This is a genomic window from Pseudofrankia sp. DC12, assembly GCF_000966285.1.
Classification (GTDB): domain Bacteria; phylum Actinomycetota; class Actinomycetes; order Frankiales; family Frankiaceae; genus Pseudofrankia.
Window position 1 is genome coordinate 4,571,558 of the sequence record NZ_KQ031391.1, and the last position, 23,826, is coordinate 4,595,383.

At 73.3% G+C, this 23,826-nt stretch carries 17 protein-coding genes and 2 pseudogenes; 11 read left to right on the forward strand and 8 right to left on the reverse strand.

Annotated elements, in window-relative coordinates; all coding sequences use genetic code 11:
* Positions 1 to 234: 234 nt before the first annotated feature.
* Positions 235 to 948, forward strand: coding sequence for a response regulator (locus tag FRADC12_RS18360; protein ID WP_045877572.1), 714 nt, complete (start codon positions 235 to 237; stop codon positions 946 to 948).
* Between the two features lie 37 nt (positions 949 to 985).
* On the opposite strand, the gene FRADC12_RS18365 is transcribed toward FRADC12_RS18360, so the two are convergent.
* On the reverse strand, positions 986 to 1,552 hold the full coding sequence (locus FRADC12_RS18365; protein ID WP_045877573.1) for a GNAT family N-acetyltransferase: 567 nt from the start codon (positions 1,550 to 1,552) through the stop codon (positions 986 to 988).
* A gap of 226 nt (positions 1,553 to 1,778) precedes the next feature.
* Here FRADC12_RS18365 and secA point away from each other — a divergent pair, with 226 nt between their 5' ends.
* Complete coding sequence (gene secA / locus FRADC12_RS18370; RefSeq protein ID WP_045877574.1) at positions 1,779 to 4,736, forward strand: preprotein translocase subunit SecA; 2,958 nt, start codon at positions 1,779 to 1,781, stop codon at positions 4,734 to 4,736.
* Between the two features lie 167 nt (positions 4,737 to 4,903).
* Here the strand turns inward: secA and FRADC12_RS18375 are convergent, their stop codons facing one another.
* Together FRADC12_RS18375 and FRADC12_RS18380 are read right to left on the reverse strand one after the other, a co-directional pair.
* On the reverse strand, positions 4,904 to 5,716 hold the full coding sequence (locus tag FRADC12_RS18375; protein WP_045877575.1) for an Rv3235 family protein: 813 nt from the start codon (positions 5,714 to 5,716) through the stop codon (positions 4,904 to 4,906).
* 29 nt (positions 5,717 to 5,745) lie between these two features.
* Positions 5,746 to 7,290, reverse strand: a complete 1,545-nt coding sequence (locus tag FRADC12_RS18380; protein WP_045877576.1) for a LysM peptidoglycan-binding domain-containing protein — start codon at positions 7,288 to 7,290, stop codon at positions 5,746 to 5,748.
* A 715-nt stretch (positions 7,291 to 8,005) separates the two neighbouring features.
* On the opposite strand from FRADC12_RS18380, the gene FRADC12_RS18385 reads away from it, so the two are divergent.
* A complete protein-coding gene (locus FRADC12_RS18385; protein ID WP_045877577.1) occupies positions 8,006 to 8,575 on the forward strand; it encodes a hypothetical protein in 570 nt (189 codons plus the stop codon).
* Positions 8,576 to 8,715: 140 nt separating this feature from the next.
* Here FRADC12_RS18385 and FRADC12_RS18390 read toward each other — a convergent pair whose 3' ends face one another.
* Complete coding sequence (locus FRADC12_RS18390) at positions 8,716 to 8,952, reverse strand: helix-turn-helix domain-containing protein (RefSeq protein WP_045877578.1); 237 nt, start codon at positions 8,950 to 8,952, stop codon at positions 8,716 to 8,718.
* Positions 8,953 to 9,508: 556 nt separating this feature from the next.
* On the opposite strand from FRADC12_RS18390, the gene FRADC12_RS18395 reads away from it, so the two are divergent.
* A complete protein-coding gene (locus FRADC12_RS18395; protein WP_084010948.1) occupies positions 9,509 to 10,354 on the forward strand; it encodes an SAF domain-containing protein in 846 nt (281 codons plus the stop codon).
* Positions 10,351 to 11,706 (forward strand): CpaE/TadZ family protein, encoded by a 1,356-nt coding sequence (locus tag FRADC12_RS18400; protein ID WP_045877579.1) that lies wholly within the window; start codon positions 10,351 to 10,353, stop codon positions 11,704 to 11,706. The genes FRADC12_RS18395 and FRADC12_RS18400 overlap by 4 nt, the downstream gene beginning before the upstream one ends.
* A gap of 84 nt (positions 11,707 to 11,790) precedes the next feature.
* Here FRADC12_RS18400 and FRADC12_RS18405 read toward each other — a convergent pair whose 3' ends face one another.
* On the reverse strand, positions 11,791 to 12,996 hold the full coding sequence (locus FRADC12_RS18405) for a patatin-like phospholipase family protein (RefSeq protein WP_045879811.1): 1,206 nt from the start codon (positions 12,994 to 12,996) through the stop codon (positions 11,791 to 11,793).
* A 175-nt stretch (positions 12,997 to 13,171) separates the two neighbouring features.
* Positions 13,172 to 13,675, reverse strand: a complete 504-nt coding sequence (locus tag FRADC12_RS18410; protein WP_041259740.1) for a transcriptional regulator — start codon at positions 13,673 to 13,675, stop codon at positions 13,172 to 13,174.
* Between the two features lie 411 nt (positions 13,676 to 14,086).
* Here FRADC12_RS18410 and FRADC12_RS18415 point away from each other — a divergent pair, with 411 nt between their 5' ends.
* Both FRADC12_RS18415 and FRADC12_RS18420 read left to right on the forward strand, forming a co-directional pair.
* Positions 14,087 to 14,569: a DUF6912 family protein gene (locus FRADC12_RS18415; protein ID WP_045877580.1), complete on the forward strand. Its 483-nt coding sequence runs from the start codon at positions 14,087 to 14,089 to the stop codon at positions 14,567 to 14,569.
* Positions 14,570 to 15,165: 596 nt separating this feature from the next.
* A complete protein-coding gene (locus tag FRADC12_RS18420; RefSeq protein WP_045877581.1) occupies positions 15,166 to 16,995 on the forward strand; it encodes a helix-hairpin-helix domain-containing protein in 1,830 nt (609 codons plus the stop codon).
* Between the two features lie 123 nt (positions 16,996 to 17,118).
* On the opposite strand, the gene FRADC12_RS18425 is transcribed toward FRADC12_RS18420, so the two are convergent.
* Entirely contained in the window at positions 17,119 to 19,062 is a 1,944-nt protein-coding gene (locus tag FRADC12_RS18425) for a PAS domain-containing protein (protein WP_045877582.1), read from the reverse strand.
* 904 nt (positions 19,063 to 19,966) lie between these two features.
* Between FRADC12_RS18425 and FRADC12_RS18435 the strand changes: the two genes are divergently transcribed.
* Together FRADC12_RS18435 and FRADC12_RS18440 are read left to right on the forward strand one after the other, a co-directional pair.
* Positions 19,967 to 21,205 (forward strand): TadA family conjugal transfer-associated ATPase, encoded by a 1,239-nt coding sequence (locus tag FRADC12_RS18435; protein ID WP_045879812.1) that lies wholly within the window; start codon positions 19,967 to 19,969, stop codon positions 21,203 to 21,205.
* Positions 21,206 to 21,254: 49 nt separating this feature from the next.
* Positions 21,255 to 21,608: pseudogene (locus FRADC12_RS18440) on the forward strand (type II secretion system F family protein); the annotation flags it as partial.
* Positions 21,609 to 21,649: 41 nt separating this feature from the next.
* On the opposite strand, the gene FRADC12_RS18445 reads toward FRADC12_RS18440, so the two are convergent.
* The gene (locus tag FRADC12_RS18445; protein ID WP_045875263.1) at positions 21,650 to 21,985 is read right to left on the reverse strand and encodes a hypothetical protein; all 336 of its coding nucleotides are present in this window, start codon (positions 21,983 to 21,985) and stop codon (positions 21,650 to 21,652) included.
* A gap of 146 nt (positions 21,986 to 22,131) precedes the next feature.
* On the opposite strand from FRADC12_RS18445, the gene FRADC12_RS18450 reads away from it, so the two are divergent.
* Together FRADC12_RS18450 and FRADC12_RS18455 are read left to right on the forward strand one after the other, a co-directional pair.
* The gene (locus FRADC12_RS18450) at positions 22,132 to 23,265 is read left to right on the forward strand and encodes an IS630 family transposase (protein WP_045878932.1); all 1,134 of its coding nucleotides are present in this window, start codon (positions 22,132 to 22,134) and stop codon (positions 23,263 to 23,265) included.
* 48 nt (positions 23,266 to 23,313) lie between these two features.
* A pseudogene (locus FRADC12_RS18455) lies at positions 23,314 to 23,826 on the forward strand (type II secretion system F family protein); the annotation flags it as partial.

The following is a 23,826-nucleotide window of genomic DNA, read 5'->3' on the forward strand; positions in this document are numbered from 1 at the left end:
GGTTTTCCGCCGTCTGACGGCAGGTTCGCCCGGTCGACGTGGGATCATCGGCGTTGGGTGATGCTGCTGGCGGCAGCGGTGGTCCGGCCGGATGGATCCGGCTCTGACCGTCGTGCCGGCGCATGGGCGGACTGCGTCCACGCGCCGGGGATTCCGTGGGGCCCGGATATTTCGGGGCGGATCCGTCGTCCGTGCCACTGCCCGCCTTGCCGGCAGGGGTCCTAGGGAGGCCAGATGACGGTGGACGAGCAGCGCTCGGCCGAGGCGCCGCGGGCGCCATCGGAGGAGAACCCGATCCGAGTGTTGATCGTCGATGACCACGCGCTGTTCCGTCGAGGACTGGAGATGGTCCTCGCACAGGAGCCGGACATCGAGGTCGTCGGGGAGGCCGCGGACGGCTCGGAAGCGGTGACGATGGCCGGCGAGATGGCACCGGACATCGTCCTGATGGACGTGCGGATGCCGCGGCGCGGGGGGATCGACGCCACCAGCGCGATCAAGCAGGCGGTGCCGAGCGCGAAGATCGTCATGTTGACGATCAGCGACGAGGAGGCCGACCTCTACGACGCCATCAAGGCCGGCGCGATGGGTTACCTGCTCAAGGAGATCTCGATCGACGAGGTCGCCGCCGACATTCGCGCGGTCTACAACGGTCAGAGCCTGATCAGCCCCTCGATGGCGTCCAAGCTGCTCAGCGAGTTCGCCTCGATGATCAAAAACAAGGATGATCGTCCCCAGCTCCCGACCCCACGCCTGACCGACCGGGAGATGGAGGTGCTCCGGCTCGTCGCGAAGGGGCTGAACAACCGCGACATCGCCAAGCAGCTCTTCATCAGCGAGAACACGGTCAAGAACCACATCCGCAACATCCTGGAGAAGCTCCAGCTGCACTCCCGGATGGAGGCCGTCGTCTACGCGGTCCGCGAGAAGCTGCTCGAAATCACCTGATCCCGGCGGGCGCGCGCGGGACCGCGCTCGCGAACCGTCAAGGCCGCAGGGTGCCGGTCCAGAACTCGGCGATGTCGCCCTCGCGGGCGTTCAGCAGCGGGCGCGGCTCAGGCGCGATGGTGAACCCGGCCCGGTGCGCGACCGTGCGCGACGGCTCGTTCCCGACCAGCGCCAGCCACCGGATCGTGCTCAGCCCGAGCGCCCCGAATCCCCAGCGGCACAGCGCCCTGACCGCGCTGGTCGTGACGCCGCGCCCGCGCGCCTCGGCCGCGCACCAGTAGCCCACCTCGGCGGTACCGCCAGGGGCGACGCCGAGGATCCCGTCGGTGTCGCGCATGTCCTGCAGGCTGACGGACGCGAGCAGGCCCGCCGTGGTCGCGTCGACCACGGCCAGGTGCGCGGCGGTGCCGGTGGCCCAGCCGATCGGGGCGACCCGCTCGACGAACGTGACCGCGTCGGCGTGGGTGTAGGGCGACGGGACCATCGTCCAGCGCTGGATGTCCGGGTCCTGGCAGACGGCGAACACGTCGTCCGCGTCCTGGGGCCGCCAGGGCCGCAGGTGTAGCGAGCCCGCGGTGATCTCGACCGGCTCCAGCGCAGGCATGACGTCTCCCGATCTCGCGACGCTTACGCGTGATGGTGCCAGGTCCGGGACAACCCGCGCCGGGGCGGTCCGGGCACGGTGAAGCCGGGCCGAAGGCGCTGCGTGGCGGGGCCGTGCCCGCGTGGTCCCGTCGGGTCGGCGCGCGGGACCAAGCTGGACTACTGAGAAGGGCTAGCATCGTGGTGTTGGCCAGTTCGCCGACATGCCAGCCGGAGGAGCCCCGCTCGTGCTACTTGACAAGGTCCTGCGCGCCGGCGAAGGACGGATCCTGCGCAAGCTCGCCGCGATCGCCGACCAGGTGAACCTCATCGAGGACGACTTCACGGGCCTCTCCGACGCTGAGCTGCGCGGCATGACCGACGAGTTCCGCCAGCGCCTCGCCGACGGTGAGGAGACGCTCGACTCGCTGCTGCCGGAGGCGTTCGCCACCGTGCGAGAGGCGGCCCGGCGCACGCTCGGCCAGCGGCACTACGACGTGCAGGTGATGGGCGGCGCCGCGCTTCATCTCGGCAACATCGCCGAGATGAAGACCGGTGAAGGAAAGACCCTGGTCTCCACGCTGCCGGCCTACCTCAACGCGCTCGCGGGCGAGGGCGTCCACATCGTCACCGTGAACGACTACCTGGCCCAGCGCGACGCCGAGAACATGGGCCGCGTACACCGGTTCCTGGGGCTCACGGTCGGGGTGATCCACCCCCAGATGCCGCCGGCGGCCCGCCGCCAGCAGTACGCCTGCGACATCACCTACGGCACGAACAACGAGTTCGGCTTCGACTACCTGCGCGACAACATGGCCTGGAGCGGCGACGAGCTCGTCCAGCGCGGCCATTTCTTCGCCGTCGTCGACGAGGTCGACTCGATCCTCGTCGACGAGGCCAGGACTCCGCTCATCATCTCCGGCCCGTCCGACCAGCCGACCCGCTGGTACACGGAGTTCGCCCGGATCTCGCCGACGCTGAAGCGCGACGTCGACTACGAGGTCGAAGAGGGCAAGCGCACCGTCGCCATCACCGAGACGGGTGTCGAGAAGGTCGAGGACCAGCTCGGCATTGAGAACCTCTACGAGTCGGTGAACACCCCGCTCGTCGGCTACCTGAACAACGCCCTGAAGGCGAAGGAGCTGTACAAGCGGGACAAGGACTACATCGTCGTCGACGGCGAGGTCCTGATCGTCGACGAGTTCACCGGCCGGGTGCTGCACGGCCGGCGGTACAGCGAGGGCATGCACCAGGCGATCGAGGCGAAGGAAAACGTCGAGATCAAGCAGGAGAACCAGACCCTCGCCACGATCACGCTGCAGAACTATTTCCGGCTCTACGAGAAGCTGTCCGGGATGACCGGTACGGCCATGACCGAGGCCGCCGAGTTCCACCAGATCTACAAGCTCGGCGTGGTGCCGATCCCGACGAACAAGCCGATGATCCGAGACGACCAGCCGGACGTCGTCTACAAGACCGAGGTCGCGAAGTTCGACGCGGTCGTCGACGACATCGCCGAGCGCCACGAGAAGGGCCAGCCCGTTCTCGTCGGCACCACCAGCGTCGAGAAGTCCGAGTACCTGTCCAAGCAGCTGACCAAGCGCGGCGTGCGCCATGAGGTGCTCAACGCCAAGAACCACGAGCGTGAGGCGCTGATCGTCGCTGAGGCCGGCCGGCGGGCCGCCGTCACGGTCGCGACGAACATGGCCGGGCGCGGTACCGACATCATGCTCGGCGGCAACCCCGAGTTCATCGCCCAGGCGGAGTTGCGTGGACGTGGTCTCTCCCCGCTGGAGACTCCGGAGGACTACGAGTCCGCTTGGCCGGAGGCGCTGGAGAAGGCGAAGGCGTCGGTCGCGGCCGAGCACGACGAGGTGCTGGAGGCCGGCGGCCTGTACGTGCTGGGCACCGAGCGCCACGAGTCCCGCCGGATCGACAACCAGCTGCGCGGCCGCGCCGGCCGGCAGGGTGACGTCGGTGAGTCCCGGTTCTACCTGTCCCTCGGTGACGACCTGATGCGGCTGTTCAACGCGTCCGCGGTCGAAGGGATCATGGATCGGCTCCAGATCCCCGAGGACGTGCCGATAGAGTCCAAGATCGTCACTCGCGCGATCCGGTCGGCGCAGACCCAGGTCGAGAGCCAGAACTTCGAGATCCGCAAGAACGTCCTCAAGTACGACGAGGTCATGAACAAGCAGCGCACCGTCATCTACGAGGAGCGCCGCAAGGTCCTGGAGGGCGCCGACCTGCACGAGCAGGTCCGCCACTTCGTCGACGACACCGTCACCGCCTATGTCGAGGGCGCCACCGCGGAGGGCTTCGCCGAGGACTGGGACCTCGAGACCCTCTGGACCGGTCTCGGCCAGCTCTACCCCGTCGGGGTGGAGGCGCCCGCGACCGACGACCGCGACGGTCTGACCGCCGAGATGCTCACCGAGGACATCCAGACCGACGCGCAGGACGCCTATGACCGCCGCGAGGCCGAGCTCGGCGAGGGGCCGGACGGCGAGGCGGTGATGCGCGAGCTGGAGCGGCGGGTCGTGCTCGCCGTCCTCGACAAGAAGTGGCGCGAGCACCTCTACGAGATGGACTACCTGCAGGAGGGCATCGGCCTGCGGGCGATGGGGCAGCGTGACCCGCTGGTCGAGTACCAGCGCGAGGGCTACACGATGTTCCAGACCATGATGGATGGGATCAAGGAAGAGTCCGTCCGGTTGCTGTTCAACGTCGAGGTCCAGGTCGCCGGTCGGGAGGACGCCGCCGCGAGCGCTGCTCCGACGCTGCAGGCGCCGGCGCCGCTCGCCCCGCTGAACCCGCCGGCCCCGCAGGCATCCGCGCCGAATGGCGTGAACGGGTCGCGGGCTTCGGGCCGGGGCGGCGCCCGCCGTCCGGCGGGCTCGTCGCCGGCCGCCGCGCGGACCGCGCCGCCGGCGCCCCCGGAGCAGCCCGAGGCCCCTGCGCCCCCGCCGGTGTTCGTCAAGGGGCTCGAGCCGCACCGCACGAACGGCGGCCTGCGGTACTCGGCGCCTTCCGTCGACGGCGGACAGGAGTCGACGACGTCCTACGACCGTTCCGGCGGCGTGGGTGGTGGCGTCGGGGGCGGCGGAGTCGAGCGAGGTGGCGGCCCGGCCCGCAACGCGCCCTGCCCCTGCGGCTCCGGCCGCAAGTACAAGCGCTGCCACGGCGACCCGGCCCGGCGGCCCTGACCAGCTGCTCGACCCCAGTGTGAGGCTGGCGCGCGGACGGCCGCGTGCCAGCCTGACTTGTGTCCGTGACTCTCCAGACCTACGCCGTGGCGGCGAGTTCCTGCGGATGGCAACCAGGGCGCAGTACTTGGCGTGGCTGTGGGCGGGCGATGGAGGCTGGCGGGGCCTTAGCCGATCTGGAGGGCGGTTACCTGCCAGCGGCCGTCGGTCGTCTCCATGCGCAGGGCGAGGGCCGCGACCCGGTCGGTGCGGCTGATCACTGCGACGACCTCCGCCACCCCCGGCCTGGGCTCGCTGATCCGGATGCTGCGCACCATGGTCCGGCCGGGGTACTGCCCGCCGAACCGTTCCAACGCGGTCTGTAGCGACGGGGTAGCCCAGCCCGACAGGTGGGAGACCGGCCGTACGCCGGCAAGCACCTCGACGATTGCCCGCACGACGATCGTCGCTGCCGGGCCCGGGCTCTCCCGGAACCGGCTGTCGCGGGCCTGCGGGGGGATGCGCGTCGGGGCGCGCCGGGTGGACGTCATCGTGCGGCCGGGGGAGGTCAGGAGCGGGGCGTCGCCCGTCGGCCGGGGACGGTCGCGCGGAGAGCCGGCGTCCGCGGTTGCCGTCGGCGTCGGCCCTCGGCTGTCGGTTGGGCCCCGGCTCTCGGCGGCCCCCCGGTTGTCGGTGAAGCCCCGGTTGTCGGGGAGGCCATGGCTCGGCCCGGTGCCTGGCCGAGCACCGCGGCCGCGCGACGAGCCCGTGGTGCCGGCGCCGCGACGAACTCCGGGCACGACCGTGCGCCGTCCGGTCTGGCTGGCGGGCCGGGGACCGTCGTCGACTCGCGCCTGGTCCGGGACAGCAGCCTGGGGCCCCGCGGTGTCTGGCAACTCGTCGTCGTAGGGCGGATCGGTGCTGAACGCCGCCAGGCCCCGCAGCGCACGGCGAGGCTCGGTGGACCGGGCCGGCCAGCCGGAGCCGGTGGACGTCGTCATGGCGTGTGGATCTCCTCGGCTGGGCGGGGTCAGGGCCCGGGAGGCGGCCGAAGCCGCTGTCCGGGAAGGATCAGGTTCGGGTCAGGGCCGATCACATCCCGGTTTGCCGCCCACCACCGCGGCCAGTCCGCGGCGATCTGGGCGTCGGTGGCGGCCGGGCCGAGGCGGCGGGCCGCGATCTCCCATAGTGAGTCGCCGCGCAGGACGACAACCTCGGCCGCGTCCGGGCCACTGCCGGCCGGGACACCGATGCCGCGCGGCGCCGAGGGCACGGTCGGTTCCGATCCGGGAGTCGCACTCGGCGCCGCGAGGTCCGGCCAGCCGGTGGCCGGCCCTGAAACCGGCTCCGCTTTTGGCGCGGGCGTGCTGGAGGTGGGGGCTGGCGAGGTGGTGGCCGAGGCCGGCGTTCCGTCGGTGGGCAGGGCGGTGTCGGCCGGTGACCTGGCGACGCTGGGTGTCCAGGGCGTCGGGCTGGCCGACGCGGGCGACGGGACGCCGGGGTCAGGGGCGCCCGTCTGGAGAGTGGTCGAGGGGGCCGGGCCTGGCGACGCCCGGCTGGTGAGGGTGAACACGACAGTCGGGATCTCGTCCCGCCCGTCGGCTGAGGGGTCGCTGGTGCCCGAGGAGGCGCTGGTGGCCGCGGGGTCGTCGGGTGTGGCCGCGGCAGGCGTGCCGGACGGAGCGTTCGCACCCGGCGCCGGCGTCGCCGTGACTGTCGCCGCCGGTGCGGACGTGACTGGTGCCGTAGACGAGGACGTCGGCGGGGCCACCCGCGTGGGCGCTGTGGGCTGCGCGTAGGGCGCGGCTGATGCGGGCTGCGCGGGCTGCGTGGGCGATGCCGGCTGGGCGGAAGGAGCCGGAGTCGATGGCTGGGCCGGAGGTGCTGCCTGGGCTGGGGGGGCCGGCTGGGCGGGTGGGGCTGCTTGGGCCGGGGACGGCGGGGGTGCTGGGGCTGCTGGCCTGGGGCTGACCGACGGTTGCGGGCGGGGGGCCTGGCTGGCCGGGGGTGGCGCGGGAGCCGGCGGTGCGGCGCCTGTCGGCACCGAGAGGTCCGGCCACGCGCCGGCCGGGGTGGAAGAACTGCCGGGAGGCGGCGCCAGGTTCGGCCAGGCGGTGCCTGAGCCGCTGCCCGGTGCGGACAGGTCGGGCCAGGCGTTCGCGGCGGCGACAGGCCCGTTGGCAGGCACGCCGGCCAAAGCGGGAGTCGCCGAGATCAGCCCGCTCGCGCTGCCCGCGACCAGCGTGAGACCGAGGCCGACCTCGAGTGCGCGCCGCAGCGCACGCGGCAGCATCCAGCGGGCCAGCCGGCCGGCCGTTCGCCCGGCCGCCCCGGGCAGCGCCGCGAGTGAGCCGATGGCGACGCCCAGACACAGCCACAGCAGGCAGCCCCAGGCGGCCGCGGCCACGACCGTGACCAGCGCGTTCTCAGGCGCCGACAGGAACCAGTCCGGCACGTCCGAGACACTGGCGGGCAGGTCCGCGAGCCCGGGACCGGCCAGCAGCAGCGCGGCCGCCACGCCGCCGGCCAGCGCGATCCCGAGGACGGGCCGCAGCACCCGCCGGATCGATCTCATATCGCCTCGCTTCCTGCGCAGGTGCCCGGTCCGGGGCGCCCTGCGACCAGACGGCGCCGGGGCCACCCAGCCGATGGCCTCGGCGCTGACGGCATCGAGGGCGTCATCCCGTGGCCGCGCCTCGGCGGCCGTGCGGACGCCATCTGGCCGTGGCGGCCAGGCCGACAGATCATCACCGAGCCTCCTACGGCCGGACCTCTCCGGAAACGTGCGTTTGCCTTGGTTTGCTTGTGTAACTCCACGACGGCTATGTGTCAATCCTGGTCGTCTGTGCTGGTATTTGACCGGTGCTTCAGCTCATGGGTGGCCGGGGTGGCAAGGTGGTGCCGCCACAGGGCTTGCTCGGGGTGGTCTGGCGCCCGTGTTGGCGCCCGGCCGGTGCACTGGTGCTCGCGTGCCGTCGAGCTACTGGAACCCTTGGTACGCAACCGGTCCAGAGTCGGGACGGCCGAGGGGGCCAGGAGGTTGTGCCCCCGGAGCGGACGCGGGCTGGGACGGGCACCGGTACCAGGCCGCGACGCGGGTGCCCGGCAAGCCGGGGATGGCCGGAGGCGGCAGGGCAATCGGGGGCAGGGCCGCGGAAGGGCGCAGGGCCGCGGAAGGGCGCAGGGCCGCCGAAGGGCGCAGGGCAACCGGGGCGGCAGGGGAACCGGGGCGGCCCGGCCATCGGAGACGGTAGGGCAACCGGGGATGCCGGAGGGAGCGGGGAGGCGGCGTGCGTTGGGAGGCGTTGTTCGCGGATCTCGACGCGCAGTGGGAGGCGGTCGAGGCCGCGGAGCTTGCCGTCGAGGTCGCGGACCGCGGTCGGCGGGAGGCCGGGTTCCTCCGGCTGATCGACCGGCTGCGCCCGACGGTCGGCCACCGGATGCGTATCGATGTCGGCGGCCTTCCGTCGGCCGAGCGCGGCGTTCTCGTCGGTCGGCTGGCGGCGCTGGGGGTCGACTGGCTGCTCGTCGAGGACCAGCTGGGAGGCGAGACGCTGGTCCCGCTGCGGTCGGTGCTGGCGGTCCGCGGGCTGCGCGGGGAGGCGGCGCATCCCGGCCATGAGGGCCGGGTGGGCGCCCGGCTGGACCTCCGTTACGTGCTGCGCCAGGTGGCGCGGGACCGGTCGGAATGCCGGATCACGCTCACCGGCGGCCGGACGGTCAACGGCACCGTCGACCGGGTTGGCGCCGACTTCCTTGACGTCGCCGAACACGCACCCGGCGAGTTCCGCCGGCCACGGGACGTCGAGGCCTGCCTGGTCCCGCTCGCCGCGATCGCCTTCCTACGCCGCATCGCCTGAGGCCGCCCAACCAGATCGGCAGTCCTCCTTGATCGCTGTTTCGGACCTGTGGTGGCTATGAAACAGCTCCGGCTACGACCGCCAGAGGGCTGAAACAGCGATCATGGGCCGGGAGCGGGCGAAACCTGTCGGAGGCGTCACTAGTCCTCGGGGACGGCCTCGTGGCGGCTGAGTGGGTTGGCCAGGACGAACGCCCGCGTCTGCTCGTAGGCGCGCTGGATGTACGCCTCCAACTCGGACCGCTCCACCCGCCACTGGCCGCGCCCGCCGATCTTGATGGCCGGGAGCTCGCCGCTGCGGACCAGCGCATAGGTCTGGGACGCCGAGATGTTCAGAATCTCCGCCACGTCGCTGAGCTGCAGAAATCGGTCGTTCATCTGGCTGCCCCCTGGCGCCGGTCGGCCTCCGGTCGCGACCCGGTTCGGGATTGTCCCCGCGACCGGCTGGGCTGCTCCTCGAGCCCCGGAGGTGGGCGGATGGCCTACGGAGTGTGTACCAGTTTCTCGCCCGAGGATGCATCCGGATGCTTGCGGTTGTGGATAACTGCCACTGGTGGCCGCCGATCGTGCTGTGAAAGCGCCCCCTTGGCCGCAGAGCGTCTATCGGCGTGGACCTTTCGATGCCACGTGATTTGACGGCGAAGAAGCTCCTCGCCCGGCTTAGCCAACGTCAGGGCCGCTTGAGGCGTCCAACCAGGCAGGGCGCGGACTCCCATGGGTCGCGTGTGGCGGCAATTGACCCGGTGGCACGATGTTGTCTCGGGTTACGTACGTTGTGCGATGGTGTATTCGCGTTTGCGACACATAAAGGGTGCACAGCGTGACGAAACCCGGATGGGCTGCCCATAGATCGGCCCAGCGAAGCGGCTGGGGAGGTTCCCGAGTCCCCGGAGCCGCCGCCCGGATCGATCGAGCAGGATGAGGAGGTCTGTCGGTGACCGACCTGGCGCCCGCGCTTGGCCCAGGGTCCCTGCCGGGTGGGCGAAACCCATCCGGGAGGTCAGCGGACCCGATCGTCCCGCCATCCCCGCCGGCGCGCCGGCTCGGCCGCCGCGGCTGGCGGGACGGCCGACTGATCTTCGGGGTCCTGATCGTGCTGGTCTCCGTCGTGCTGGGCGCCCGGCTGTTCGCGACCGCGGACCAGACGTCGGCCTGGGTGGCGGCGAGATCCGATCTGCCCGCCGGGCACGTCGTCGGCGCCGGCGACCTGATCACCGTGAGTGCCCAGCTAAGCGAGGCGACCGGGGCACGCTACTACCCGGGCCGGCGCCTGAAGGAGGTCGTCGGCGGCACGCTCGCCCGGCCGGTCGGCGCCGGCGACCTGATCAGCGGCTCCGACTTCGCGGGACCTGACACCGCGGCGACCCGGCTCGTCCCGGTCGTAGTCCAGGCCGGTCGCCTGCCTGACCTGGCCCCGGGTGACCACGTCGACGTCTACGTCTTCCAGGCCTCCGGGGCCGTCGGCGCCGGCGACGCGAGCACCGGCACCGGCAGCTCCACTGGCACCGGCAATGGAACAGGCCAGTCGAACGGCGTGGGTACTCCGGCCGTCGGCGGTGCCGGCGCTGAGGTGCTGGTGTTGCACGACGTCGAGTTCCTCGGCGCGCAGCGGATCGCCAGCGGCGACCGGTCGCTGACACTGCGGGTGCCGGTCGACGCGGCGATCCGAGCGGTCGCCGCGTCACAGAGCGGGCGGGTCGACGTGGTGAAGCTGGTCCGCGACGGGCAGGGCCAGGTAGGAGCCACCGGGCCGACGGCCGCGCCGGGGTACGGCCGGTGAGCCTGCCGATCCTGACCGCCGTCACCGATGCCGTCGTCGAGGCCGGGTTGGTCTCGGCGTTCGACCGCACCGATCTCGGCGTCACCGTCGTGCGCCGCTGCGTCGACCTGCCAGACCTGCTCGCCGCCGCGACCACAGGCGCGGCGAGGGCGGCACTGCTGTCCGCCGACCTGCGCCGGCTCGACCGCGAGGCGCTGGCCCGCCTCGCACTGGCGAACGTGGCGGTCGTGGGGCTGATCGCGCCGGGAGACGAGGCTGCGGACCGCCGGCTGCGCCAGCTCGGTGTCGTCGCGGTCATCACGACGGACGCCATGGCGGACGAGGTCGCCGGCGCGGTCGTCGAGGCGGCGAAGGCGCTGACCGGCCGGCCGGCGATCGGCCCGGTCTCGTTCGGCCGCGGGCTCAGCGACCCGATAGCCGGCTACGGCACCAGGCTGCCGCCGCTGCTCGGCGACCCGGCGCTCGGCGACACGGTGGCCGGTCGCGACGAGTCCGACCAGGCGCCCGTCGAGGCGGGCCGGGTCGTCGCGGTCTGGGGGCCGACCGGTGCGCCCGGGCGCACCACCCTCGCGCTCGGCCTGGCCGCCGAGCTCGCCGACCTCGGCGCCGCCACCCTGCTCGTCGACGCAGACTCCTACGGTGGTTCGATCGGCCAGCTCGTCGGCCTGCTGGAGGAGGCGCCGGGGCTCGCCGCCGCCACCCGCGCCGCCAACCAGGGCATGCTCGACCTGCCCCGGCTGGCCGTGCTGTGCCGGGACCTGGGCGGCGGGCTGCGGGTGCTGCCGGGGATCGCCCGGCCGTCGCGCTGGCCGGAGCTGCGGCCGAGCGCGCTCGAGAACGTGCTCGACCTCGCCAAACGGCTGGCCCAGTTCGTCATCGTCGACTGCGGCTTCTGCCTGGAGGCGGACGAGGAGCTGAGCTACGACACCTCCGCGCCCCGGCGCAACGGCGCGACCCACGCCGTGCTCGCCGCGGCCGACACCGTGATCGCGGTCAGCTCGGCCGAGCCGGTCGCGCTCGTCCGCTTCGTGCGCGGGCTCGCCGACCTGCGCGAGCTGGTGCCGGGGGTCGAGCCGCTGGTGGTCGTCAACCGGCTGCGTGCCTCAGTAGCCGGTGGTGACCCGCGCCGCGAGATCAGCCGGGCGCTCAACCGGCATACCGGCACCGAGCCGGTCGCCCTTGTGCCCTACGACTTGGCCGCCTTCGACGCGGCCCAGGCCGCTGGCCAGCTGCTGCGCGACATCGCACCCGCGTCGCCGGCGCGGGCCGCGATCCGTGACCTGGCGACGCGGCTCACCGGCCGCGTCCCGCGCGGCCAGCGCCAACGGCGGCGTCTCAACGCCCGCCGCTGAGGCGCCGCGCGAGACTCCGGGCCGGCTGACCGGCCGAGTGAGAGGAAGGTCCCCGCGCCAGGTTCCCGGCGGATCGACGTCTGCCTAGCCGGCCAGGTCTGGTTCCTCGCGGACGACCGGGCCGCGAGCCGGCGAGACCCCGCTCGGGCCGGTGACCGGGCTGGCCGGGATGGTCGTCGGGGACGTCGGCACGGGCCGCGTCCTGGTCTGCGGCGCCGTGCGGCCGGTGCCGGCGACCGGGCGAGGCGTCCGCGGCAGTGTCGGTGCCGTGGTCCGCGTCGCCGTCGGGGCGGTCGGTCTGGCAGGCTGCCTCGCCCAGCCGGGCAGGTCGGCGAGGGCCGCGGCCGAGGTGCGCAGCGACGTCTCGAAGACGGCGGTCCGCCGGGCCAGGTCCATCACGTTGCCGCCCATCGCGACCAGGTCGGCGTGCCCGGGGCACAGCACGCGGACCCGGGCGCCGGTGGCCTCCGCGAGCGCGATCTCCGCGGCCAGCCGACGGGTCGCCGCCCGGCGCAGCTGCCGCTCGACCACGGCGACCGGCCGGTGCGGATGGTCGTAGTCGAACGCACAGGCCGGCGCCAGCACGAGGATCTCGTCGAGCCCGGCGTCCACGCACAGGTCGAGCGAGGTCGGCGAACGGGTGCCGCCGTCGACGAACCGGCGCCCGTCCACCAGGACGGGCGCGTACCAGCCCGGGATCGCGCAGGAGGCCATCACGGCCTGCGCGAGCGGCGCCGTCGGTGCGTCGTGGGCGCCGAAGAGAACCCGGCGGCCGGAGTCGAAGTCCATGGCGACGATCCGCAGCCGGGCCGGCCAGAGGTCAGGGCCGACCGGACGCGCGGACGCGGCCTGCCCGACCAGGTCACCGACCGCCGCGAGGGTGCCCCGACCCTGCGGCAGCAGGGCGGCGAGCGCCACCATCGGCGTCAGCCGGTGCGGGTGCAGCATGCCGGCCGTCAGCAGCCGCGGTGAGCCCATCCGCATCCGGGGCGGCGGCGGCAGCGACGGCCCCAGCTCGCGGTAGTCCAGCACCGGCGCGCCCGGGGCGTACTGGCCGCGTTCTGAGTCGGCCATGGTGTCGATCTCGACACCGACGCTGAGCAGTGCCGAGACCACCGAACCGGCCGAGGTGCCGACGATCAGGTCGAACGACCGGACGTCGTCGCCGGTCCGCTCCTGGTAGGCCCGCAGCGCGCCGATCATCCAGGCTGAGCCCAGGATCCCGCCGGCGCCGAGGACCAGGCCCCGGCGCGGCGTCCGTCGGCGGGCCGGGGTTTGTTTGCGTGTCATCGTCGCCACCACCTCCCAGCGCGGCCCACCGCGCCTGCGTTGAGGCGCGGTGGGCCGCGCGGGTCCGGTCTCACGGTCCGCACTGACCGCCGTCAAGCCGTCGGCGGCCGGGCCCGCTCGACGCGGTGAGCGTCGAGCGCACCCGGCGGCCTGGGTTCCGCGCCTCCCGGGCCGGCTAGTCCAGGTCCTCGGGCTCTTCCGGCTCCGGCAGGCTGGTCTCCAGCACTCCCCAGGCGCGGAGCCGGTCCGCGAACTCCTGCGGTGTGGTGTCGTGGAGCAGGGCCAGCGCCCGCAGGTCACCGTCTCGGATCGAGAGCACGTGGCCGGCGTAGTCGTCGCGCTGTCGCTGGATCTGTGCCACCCACCGGCGAACCAGCGCCGAGGTGTCGGGCGGAGCCTGCGCGAGCTTCTCCAGGTTCAGTACCGTGCGCGGGCGGCGCTCGCGCGGCGGCATCTGGTCCTCGTTCGGCAGCAGCGCCGACACGGGGACGCCGTAGAAGCCAGCCAGCTCGGAGAGCTGATGAACGCTGATCATGCGGTCGCCGCGCTCGTACGAGCCAACCGCGGCGGTCTTCCACCGTCCGCGGGACTTCTGCTCGACACCCTGCAGCGAAAGTCCTTGCTGAATCCGGATCGCCCGTAGGCGAGACCCCACGGCCTTCGCGTACTCCCGGCTCACCCGACTCACCCCCAGCCTCGAACGAGCTCCCGAAGGTCATGCCTCGACGTCCGGGCCCGCGGTGGCGCCCCGCCGCGACGGCGTGGAACCCAACTCTGGGTCGCCATCCGTGACAACGGATTAACACCGTAGAAAGAGTCCGTTTACCGAACTATGGATGGTGACGTCCGCCCGACACTCAAGGTTGGCCCGACGCCGGGCCTGTCGTTCGAGGAGAGGCGTCGGTCGCTACGTACTGTCATCGCGCTGACCCCCTCCGCGATGTGCGATCGGGCTGGCGACCAGATCTGCCGCCGTCACTGTTGGTGTCGATGCCCGCGAATCGCTCCGCGTAACCGTGTCCGTCACAGTGAGCTATCAATCGAGGGGGCCCCGATCGGCGGCGGCCGGTGCCGGGAGCACACTGACCAGGTGCGCGTCTACCTTCCGTCAACGTTGACGGCCGTGCGGACGGTGCTCTCCGCCCGCGTGGTACCCGCCGGGCTCGCGTTCGGGGTCACCCCGGCGGTCCGGGAGTGGTACGCCCAGTCGGACACCGACGAGATGGAGTACGCCGCGCTGCTCGCCGCCGCGCGTGCCTGCCTGCGGCTACTGGACGCAGACGCCACCGCGCCCAGGCGCCGGGTCGTCTTCGCCGCCGACGTCGACGGCGCGGCCATCCGGGTCCGCGACGACCTCGACCGCGGCGTCGTCGAGGTGACGGCGCCGGTGCCCCTGGCCGCGGTGCAGGCAATACACATCGACGACGAAGCGGCCGAGGCGGCGGTGGCCGCCGCCGCGGACGCCGTGATCGAGTCGGACCTCGGCGGCGAGGACGCGTCCTTCGTCGTCGACAGTGCCGAGGGGTACGAACTGCTCTGGTTCGCCACCCAGGAACTGGCCGACCTCCTCTGACCCGGGTGCCTCGCGCCCGTCAACGGAGACTTCGCCTTCCCGCCCCGTCGACCCCTTCGTGTTGGGCGGCTCCGCGACATGCTGGGTTTCGCGGGGGATTTCGGCCTTCGTCCAGCGGTATGCCGTGACCGCGGTGCGCCATCAGTGATCCGTGGTTTTGGCTTCATTGGCGGGGTTCGCGGGGCGCCGTGCTCCGCTGCCCGCAGGTGCCTGTGACCTGCTCCAAACTGCCGCTGCCGGCCCGTCGGACGAGCCCGCGACGACCGGGCGGGGTGGCGGTGTCCGGTGTGTGTCGTTCGGCGAGTCGCTGTCCGCTGTGTCTGGCGCGGCGCGCTATTGTCCCGTGCCAGACGTACATCTAGCCGGACAACGCGGACCCGCCTCGCCGTGAGCTCGGGGCAGGTCGTCTCGGGCCGCGGCCGGCGTGCGTCGCCCACCCCCAATCACCAACAGGTCGCTACGGCAGTCCAACCGCGCGTCTGGCGGTGTGCGTGCCGCTTTTCCGCTGCTCGGTCGCCTTCTAGTCCCATCTGACCGCTGTCCGCGTTCGTCCGCCCACGCCTGGGAGCCCGGCGCGGGAGGGAGGCTGGTTCCCTGTGCTGTACCTCTTCGGGCAGATCCTGGTGTTCGTGCTGATCGCGCTGGTGCTTGGCGCCGCGCTCGCCTGGGTCTTCCTGATCGGCCCGATGCGCCGGCAGCGCGCGTCGTCCGCCGCTGCCGCGCCGGGCGCCGAGGGCGCGCACGTCACCCCCGCCGCGGGAGGCGATCGGCCGGCCCGCGGCCGGCTGGCGGAGCTGGACGAGGATCGCCTCGGCGCGTTGACGGACTGGCTGCGCCGGCAGGAGGAGCGCAGCACGGTCGAGAACGCGGAGCTGGTGGCCCGGCTCGCGGCGGCCGAACAGCAGGTCGGGGAGTCGGAGAACCGGGTGAGCGCGGCCGAGCGACAGGTCGCGACGGCGGTCGAGCAGGTCGGCGCGGCGCAGGCCAGGATCGCCCAGATCGAGGCCGAGCTGCGCGGGGAGACCGCTGACGGGCAAAGCCGGGAGACCCGCCGGCTGCGGACCGCCCTGGTGGAGGCGGAAGCGCGTGCCGCGCGGTTCTCGGCTCGGCTCGCGCACGTGCGCACCCAGGTGGAAGAGGCCGCGCTCCAGGCCGCGGCCGCCACCGAGCGGCTGGATCGCCGGCAGGCCGAGTGGGCGGCCGAGCGCGCCGGGCTGCTGGTCCGGATCGCCGAGGCCGAGACGCTCGCGCGGACATGGGACGAGAGCCGTGAGCCCAGCGGGAACGGTGCTGTCAGCGCCTACGCCCGGACCAGCGCGGCGCCGACTGACGTCGTCGCCGAGCCCGCGGCCAGCCCGGGCGACGACCTCGACCTCCGGACCGAGGTGGCCGACGTCGCGGCGGTGGACAGCGTTGATCTGGCGGATCGTGCCGACCTGGTGGACGGTGCTGATCTGTTGGCCCCGACCACCGGGCGGGTGGTGGCCCTCGGCGGCGCCCGGGTCCAGCCCCGCGCCACGCGGCCGGTGTCAGCCAGGCAGCGCACTCCGGTCGCCGCCCTCGTGCCAGCCGGCGGGGCCACCGGACCGGGCGACGGCGGCCCGGACGGGACCGAGCCGGCCGCCGTGGACACGGCGGCGCTGGACGCGGTCGTCCTGGAGATCCTGGACGCCGACGCCGATGCCCGCGCCGTCCCGCAGGCGGGGCCGTCCGCGTCGGGGCTGTCCGCTTCTGGGCCGGCCGGCCTCGAGCCGGCCGCGGCCGAGGCGGCAGCGTCGGCGCCCCTCGAGCCCGAGGCTGTTGAGCCTGAGCCTGAGCCCGGCACCGCGCAGGGAGCCGTGTCTGAGCCCGTCGTGTCTGAGGCTGTGGTGCCTGAGCCCGCCGCCGAGGTGGCCGCGGCGGAGCCTGTCGGGCCCGAGCCTGTCGGGCCCGAGGCCGTCGTGGCTGCGCCGGCCGTTGCTGAGGTGGTCGCGTCAGCGCCCGTAGTGCCTCCGGCTGTAGTGCCTGCGGCCGTAGGACCGGAGCCGGCCGCGCCGGGGCCGGCCGCGCCGGGGCCGGCCGCGCCGGGGCCGGCCGGGTCCGAGGCCGCGCTGATCGGGTTCGACGATCCGCGGCGCCTCGACCACCCCGGGCAGCGGGACAAGTCCGACGCTGACGAGCTGGTCCTGCCGTCGTGGGGCGGTCCCGCGGAGCCGGTGCCGTCCACCGACAACCTCAAGGAGATCGTCGGCATCGGCCCGGTAATCGAGGCCCGGCTGCGCACCCTCGGCATCACCTCGTTCCGCCAACTGGCGGCGATGGGGGACACCGACGTCGACCGGCTCTCGGCCAGCCTCGACGGGTTCGGCAGCCGCATCCTCTCCGACGACTGGGTCGGCCAGGCCCGCGAGCTGCAGACCCGCGGCCTCGAGGACCTCGGCTACTGACCCGGTGCGGGATCGCCGCGCCTCAGAAGCTCGCGGAACTCTCGAAGTCATGCCCTGTGGTGGTGCGTTCGCCCAGGGCGGCGACCACGACGCCGGACTCGATACCGGGCTGATCGAGCGGGGTCAGAGCTCCGAGATCAGGCCTTCGATCTCGGCGTCGAGGATCCGCCGGTCGGTGACGTCGATGTACAGCCAGAGGTGGCCGCGGTAGCCGTCGGGGCTGACCAGCGGCAGGTGGCTGCGCTCGAAGACGCGGCCGTCGGCGAACATCACGGCCTCCCGCCGCAGCGTCCGTCGCCGACGCAGCAGGATGTCGAGGCGGTTGGCGAACCCGGCCGGGTCGTCCACCAGCCCGGCGCGTGGCCGCAGCAGGAGGCGGCAGTCGGTGCCGACCAGGTCGACGGGCGCCTCGGCCAGGTCGAACAGGTCGCAGTACGCCTGGTTCACGCCGACCACCTGGCTCTGCGCGTCGGCGAGGAGTACCGCGGCCGGCAGCTCGGCGAGCAGGCTGGTCAGCCAGCGCTCCCGGTCGCGGCAGGCGGCCTCGGCCCGGGCCAGCTCGCCGTAGAGGCAGCCGCACTCCGCGGGCGGTATCCGGCCGAACCGGCCGGGTCCGCCGTCGCCGGGCCCGTGTCCGCCGTCGTGCCCCTCGCCACCGGTCCCGTTCCCCGCACCGTCACCGGTGCCGCCCGTGCCGTGGCTCGCGCCCTGGCCGCCGCCGTGGGCCCACCGGGCATGACCCCCGTGGCCGTTGTCGTGACCGCCGCCGAGGCGCCCCCGTCGCGGGTCGGGCTCGCCGACGCGGTGGCCGTCGGCGGCGCGACCGTGCAGCGCGATCGCTGACCTCCATTCGCCGCCCATCGTCGGCGGTGCCTGTGGGTCGACGCGGCCGGGCCAGCTGTCGCCGCCGTCGGGAGCAGCCGCCCGCCGCCGGTCACCGTCCCAGGCGAGGTGGTCGCGTCGCGGCCGTTCCCGGCCGCTCGGCCCGGGTGGGAGGCTCACCGGGCCGAGGCCGCCGGTGTGATCCGGGCTGTGCGGATCCGCCGCCCGCGGGCCGGCGGAAGGACCGTCGTCGCCGGGTACCCCGCCGGCTCGGCGTGGGTCCGGTGGCCCGTCGGCGGCGGTGTCGTCCCACCAGGCCGGGCCACCGTCGCCCGGCTCGTCGCCGCGGCCCGGGCTCGCGCGATCGGCGCGATCCTGGCTGTCCGCGCCGGGCCAGGCGCGCACGGCGTCCCAGCCAGGCCCGGCGCCCCAGCCGTGGGTGTCGTCGTGGTCGGCCCCGCCGAGGCGGTCGGCCGGAGGCAGCGCCGGCTCCTGGCCGGTGCGCGGCCGGGGGAGCGTCACCGGGACCGTCGGCCCCTGCTCGCCGGAGGGCTCCCTCGACTGTTGCCGCAACGCCGATCGTTCCGGGCCCGCGGCGCGGGTCGGCAGGTCCGTCCACTCGGCCCCCCACGTCGGGCCGCCGGGGCCGCCAGGTTTGACGCCGAGGCGGGCCGCCGTCGGGCCGGGCGGCCAGGCCGGCACCGGCGGCAGCGGCGTCAGGGTCCCGACGAACCGGGTACCGCCGGCGCCCGCCGTGGTCGCCACGGCCTGCAGGACGGCGGCCCGGTGCAGCCCGTCGGGCCGCAGCAGCCGCAGCCGGACCCACACGCCGTCGCCGCCGGCGCGGGCGCGCCCCCACTGGTCCGTGACTGTCAGCAGGTCGTGCGGGTGGACCGCGCGCTCCCAGCCCCAGCCGAGCGCCTCGTCCGGGTCGACGCCGGTCAGCTCACTCCAGCGTGGGTTGACGAAGACGTGCCGGCCGACGGCGTCCGCCGCGAAGACCGGTACCGGGCAGCTCATCGCTACCCGGCGGAAGATCTCCCACCCGGCCGCGGCGTCCGCGTCCGGCTCGTCGACCTCGGCTGGTCGCCCGCCACCGGGCCAGCCGGGGCTGTCGCCGGCCCCGTCGGCGGTCGGCGCCGCGCCGAGGACCGCTTCGCCGAGCACGGCCTCGCGAGCCGGTTCGACGCCGTGTGCTCGCCCGCCGCCCTCGTCGCCGGGATGGCCGTCCGGCGCCGCGTTCACGCGGACACCGCCGGGACGCCGTGGGTAGCCGTCGAAGCCAGGCTTGCCGGCAGGCCGCCGGCAAGCGACCGCGGATGGACATGGGAAAACATTCGAGACCCCCGGGAGGCACGCCACGGCGGCCCGGACAGGGCGGGGACGTGGGGGGAAGGTCCGTCGCCGAACCGGTTCGTGACTGACCGAACGTGGAAGGTTGCGAAGCGTTAGCAGGTTAGCGCGGACCGAGTGGCGGACTCGTGAGGTGCGTGGATGTGGCGCACGCGTGCCGGCCAGCTCCCGGTGCATCTGGGGCGGTATGTAGCCGCCGGCGCCTTTCGTGGACCCGGCCGCCATCCCCGCCTATCGGCGGGGAGAGCCTGGAGGCCCCAGCTGCGCGGATGGTCCCGGAATCGCCGCGTGCGGGCCGGTGGGCCCAGGTCTTTGAGCCTGCCGTCGCGGATGGTCAGGCCGGCCGCCTGGCTGGCTCGCCGGGCACCGGTCGCACGGCTGGCCAGCGGCGACCGGCCCAGGCGACGGTCTGCTTGCTTCATCGCCGTGACCGCTCTATGCCACGGGAGGCCATCGGAAGGGTTGCTGGAGCGACACGCATATCACGTCGAGTGTCCGGATAACCGTACCCCGCCACCATGCCCCCGATGAGGTTGTGCGAACGTTGTTCGGTGCATCCCCTTCCTTCGGGGTTGCCGGAATGTGGCGTGCTTTCTACCCTTCGTGTCGATACCGGGTTGGCAGGTTCCGGCCACGGTCGCGCGGGGGCGGTTGCGTGCGCCTGGACGAGGAGCGGCGGACTCTCGTGGCGGCGGTACGGGGTGGCCCTTACACGGTCGGGCTGGGCGCCGGCCAGGGCGCGGCTGGCGGCCCGGGTGCCGGCGCGCCGGCTGGCTGGCCGGACGCGGCGGCCCTGGTGGAGAACGAGGTCCGGGAGCTGGTCCGGCGCCGCGCGCTCGACCCCGCGCGGGAGTCGGTCGTCGTGCGCCGGCTGGTCGACGACGTGATCGTCGACTACGAGGAGCGGGTGCTCACCAGCGACCTGCCGCCGGTCGCCGACCGGGAGCTCGTCGCCCGGCTCGTCTACGACGCGGTCGCCGGCTTCGGGCCGCTGCAGCGCCACCTCGACGACCCGGCGGTCGAGGAGATCTGGATCAACGAGCCGGGCCGGGTGTTCATCGCCCGCCATGGCCGCAGCGAGCTCACCACCACGATCCTCACCGGCGACCAGGTGCAGGACCTGGTCGAGCGGATGCTGAAGACCTCGGGGCGGCGGGTGGACCTCTCGACCCCGTTCGTGGACGCGATGCTGCCGGACGGCTCCCGGCTGCACGTCGTCATCCCGGACGTCACCCGCCTGCACTGGTCCGTCAACATCCGCAAGTTCATCCTCTCGGCGTCGAGCCTTGACGAGCTGGTCGCCACGGGGACGCTCCCGCCGGGGGCTGCGGCCTTCCTGGAAGCGTCGGTCGTCGCTGGGCTGAACATCATCATTGCCGGCGGTACCCAGGCCGGGAAGACCACGATGCTCAACTGCCTCGGCTCGGCGATCCCGGCCCGCGAACGGGTGATCAGCTGCGAGGAGGTCTTCGAGCTGCGGCTGCGTGCTCCCGACTGGGTGGCGATGCAGACCAGGCAGGCGAACCTCGAGGGCAGCGGGGAGATCCGGCTGCGTCGACTGATCAAGGAGGCGCTGCGGATGCGCCCGGACCGGCTGCTCGTCGGCGAGGTCCGCCAGGAGGAGGCCCTTGACCTGCTCATCGCGCTGAACTCGGGTTTGCCGGGCATGTGCAGCCTGCACGCCAACTCGGCGCGCGAGGCCGTCACCAAGCTGTGCACGCTGCCCCTGCTCGCCGGCGAGAACGTGAGCCACAACTTCGTCGTGCCGACGGTCGCCGCGAGCGTGGACCTGGTCGTTCACCTGATCAAGGACGCGCACGGCCGGCGGAGGGTGACGGAGATCGTCGCGTTGCCTGGCCGGGCCGAGGGCGACGTCGTCGAGGTCGCCCAGATCTTCCGGTCCTACGGCGACACGCTGGTCCGCGCCGAGGGCTACCCGCCGCACCCGGACCGGTTCGCCCGGGCAGGCTATGACCTCGCGGCGCTGCTCGCCCCGGCGGACCGAGGCTGGCCCGAGATCGCGGTGGAGCGGTGACGCACGTCGGCGCGGTGAGCCTCGGTGCCCTGGACGCGGGGGAGGCCTGATGGGGATCTTCGTGGGGCTGCTGTTCGGGCTCGGGATGTTCCTGATCGTCGGGCCGAAGACGACACGGCGGCGGGGCGACGCGGAGCCCGGCTGGCGGCGGTCCACGGCCGAGCTGCTCGCGCAGGCGGGGGTGCGGGGCCTGGGCCCGGGCCAGTTCGTCGCGATAAGCCTCGCGGCCGGCCTCGTCGTGGGGTTCGTCATCTTCGCCGTCACGGCGACGTGGTCGCTCGGTCTCGCCTTCTTCGTGTTCGCCGCGTTCCTGCCGCGGACCCTGGTCGCCCGCCGGCGTCGGGCCCGGGTCGCGGACCTGCGCGGGATGTGGCCCGACGTCGTCGACAACCTCGCTAGTGCAGCACCTCAATAGTTCCTTGCTGTGAGCGTCCGGATTGATCGTTACTTCTGGTAGTCGGTGAGGTGGACGAGGGCGGCGGTGTCGTACGCCTCGGTGGGCGATCCGATCCGGCTGCCGGTGACGAGTACGGCCGGGGTGTAGCTCTCGGTGGCCGGGTCGTAGAGGGCGAACGCCCAGGCGTCGCCGCCGAGGTACTCGATCCGGCAGAGCCGGATCTGTTCGTCGTGTTCGTCGCCCTCGCCGGCCCAGGCGCTCAGGTACCCGGACCCGCCGCGCCAGCGGATCGTGATCTCCTGCAGGGTTGGGTGGGTCTGGGAGGCGTGGTGGTCGACAGTCCCCTCGACGAGGTCCTTGAGGCGTTTGGCCGGTACGGGCATGCCACCAGTGTGGGCTGCCTCCGATGCCGTGATGGGATCACGTCCGTGGCCGGTTTGCCAGGGGCCGCTGCCCGCGGCTCACCGCCTGCCCCCGGTGAGCGGCCCGCGGGCCTGTGATCTGGGGCTTGTGGAGCGGTGAGCAGCTGATGGGCCCTGGTCGGCGGACGGTCGCCGAGGCGATGACCGTCAAACGGCGCAGGAAGATCGACCAGATCCTCGCGGCGGGTAGCAGCGAGGCGCGCCTCGTGCGGCGGGCGCGGATCGTGCTGCTCGCCGCCGGTGGGGCGGGCCCCGCAGAGATCGCGCGGGTGTCGGGCTGTTCGCTGCCGACGGCCCGGGTGTGGCCGGCACGGTTCGCCGCGCGCGGGATCCCGGGCCTGTTCGACCGGCCACGGCCGGGCCGCCCGCCGGTGCATGGCCCGTCGGCCAGGCTCGCGGTCGTGGCGACCGCGACCTCGTTCCCGCCGTCCGGGGCGAGCGTCTGGACGCACCGGACGCTGGCCGGCCATCTGGCCGGCCGCGGCCTGCGGGTCTCGCCGGCGACCGTCGGGCGGGTCCTGGCCGAGGCCGAGGTCCGCCCGCACCGGGTCCGCGGCTGGCTGCACCGGGCCGACAACCTCGACTTCTGGCGGCAGGCCGGCGAGGTCTGTCGGCTCTACCTCGACGGGCCCGCCGAGGGCACGCTGCTGCTCTCGGTCGACGAGAAGACCGGGATCCAGGCCAAAAGCCGCAGGCATCCCGAGATCCCGGCCAGGCTGGGCCGCGACGCGCGCCGCGAGTTCGAGTACGTCCGCCACGGCACCGTCTCGATCCTCGCGGCGATGGACGTGTTCACCGGACAGGTCCTCGCGCACCGCATCGGGCGCAACGACTCGCGGACGTTTCTCGACATCCTGGTCACCCTCGACCAGTGCACCGCCCCTGATCTGCGGATCCACCTGATCCTCGACAACGGGTCCAGTCACACCTCGGCCGCGACCCGGGCCTGGTTCGCCGCGCACCCCCGGTTCACGGTGACCTACACGCCCAAGCACGCGAGCTGGTTGAACATGGTGGAGCAGTGGTTCGGGGCACTGACCCGCAGGCTGCTACGCCGCGGCGACTTCACGAGCCGCGAGGACCTCGAACAGCAGATCATCGACTTCACCCTCGACCACAACACGACCGCCACGCCCTACCAGTGGCGCTACGACGCCGAAGCCGAGCACGCCCGCTACCTCGACCGCCACCCCGCCCCGCAACCGCAGCCCGCCACCGACGCCCTGCCGACCGCCGCCTGACATCACTTATCGTCACCAGACGCCGGAAAGGAACTACTGAGGCGCTGCACTAGTGCCGTGCGTGCGGGCATGTCGCTCCCGGAAGGTCTCGCCGCCGTGGGCCAGCGCGGCCCGGCGCCGCTTCGCGGGGCGTTCACCCGGTTCGGCGAGGAGTACCGGGCCACCGGCTCGTTCAGCGCCTGCCTGGACAAGCTCGCGGACGAGCTGGCCGACCCGGTGGCCGACCGGATCATCGAGTCGCTGCGCCTGGCCAGGGAGGTCGGCGGCACCGATCTCGGCCGGCTGCTGCGCACCCTGTCGACCTTCCTGCGCGAGGACGCCCGCACCCGCGCCGAGCTGGAGACCCGGCAGAGCTGGACCGTCAACGCGGCCCGTCTCGCGCTCGCCGCGCCCTGGGTGGTGCTGCTCCTGCTGGCCACCCGGGGCCAGAACGTCTCCGCCTACGACAGCTCGACCGGGGTCGGGGTGCTCGTCAGTGGCGGCGCCGTCTCAGTGTTCGCCTACGTCGTGATGAAGCGGATCGGCCGGCTTCCTGAAGAAGGGCGGGTGCTTCGCCCATGA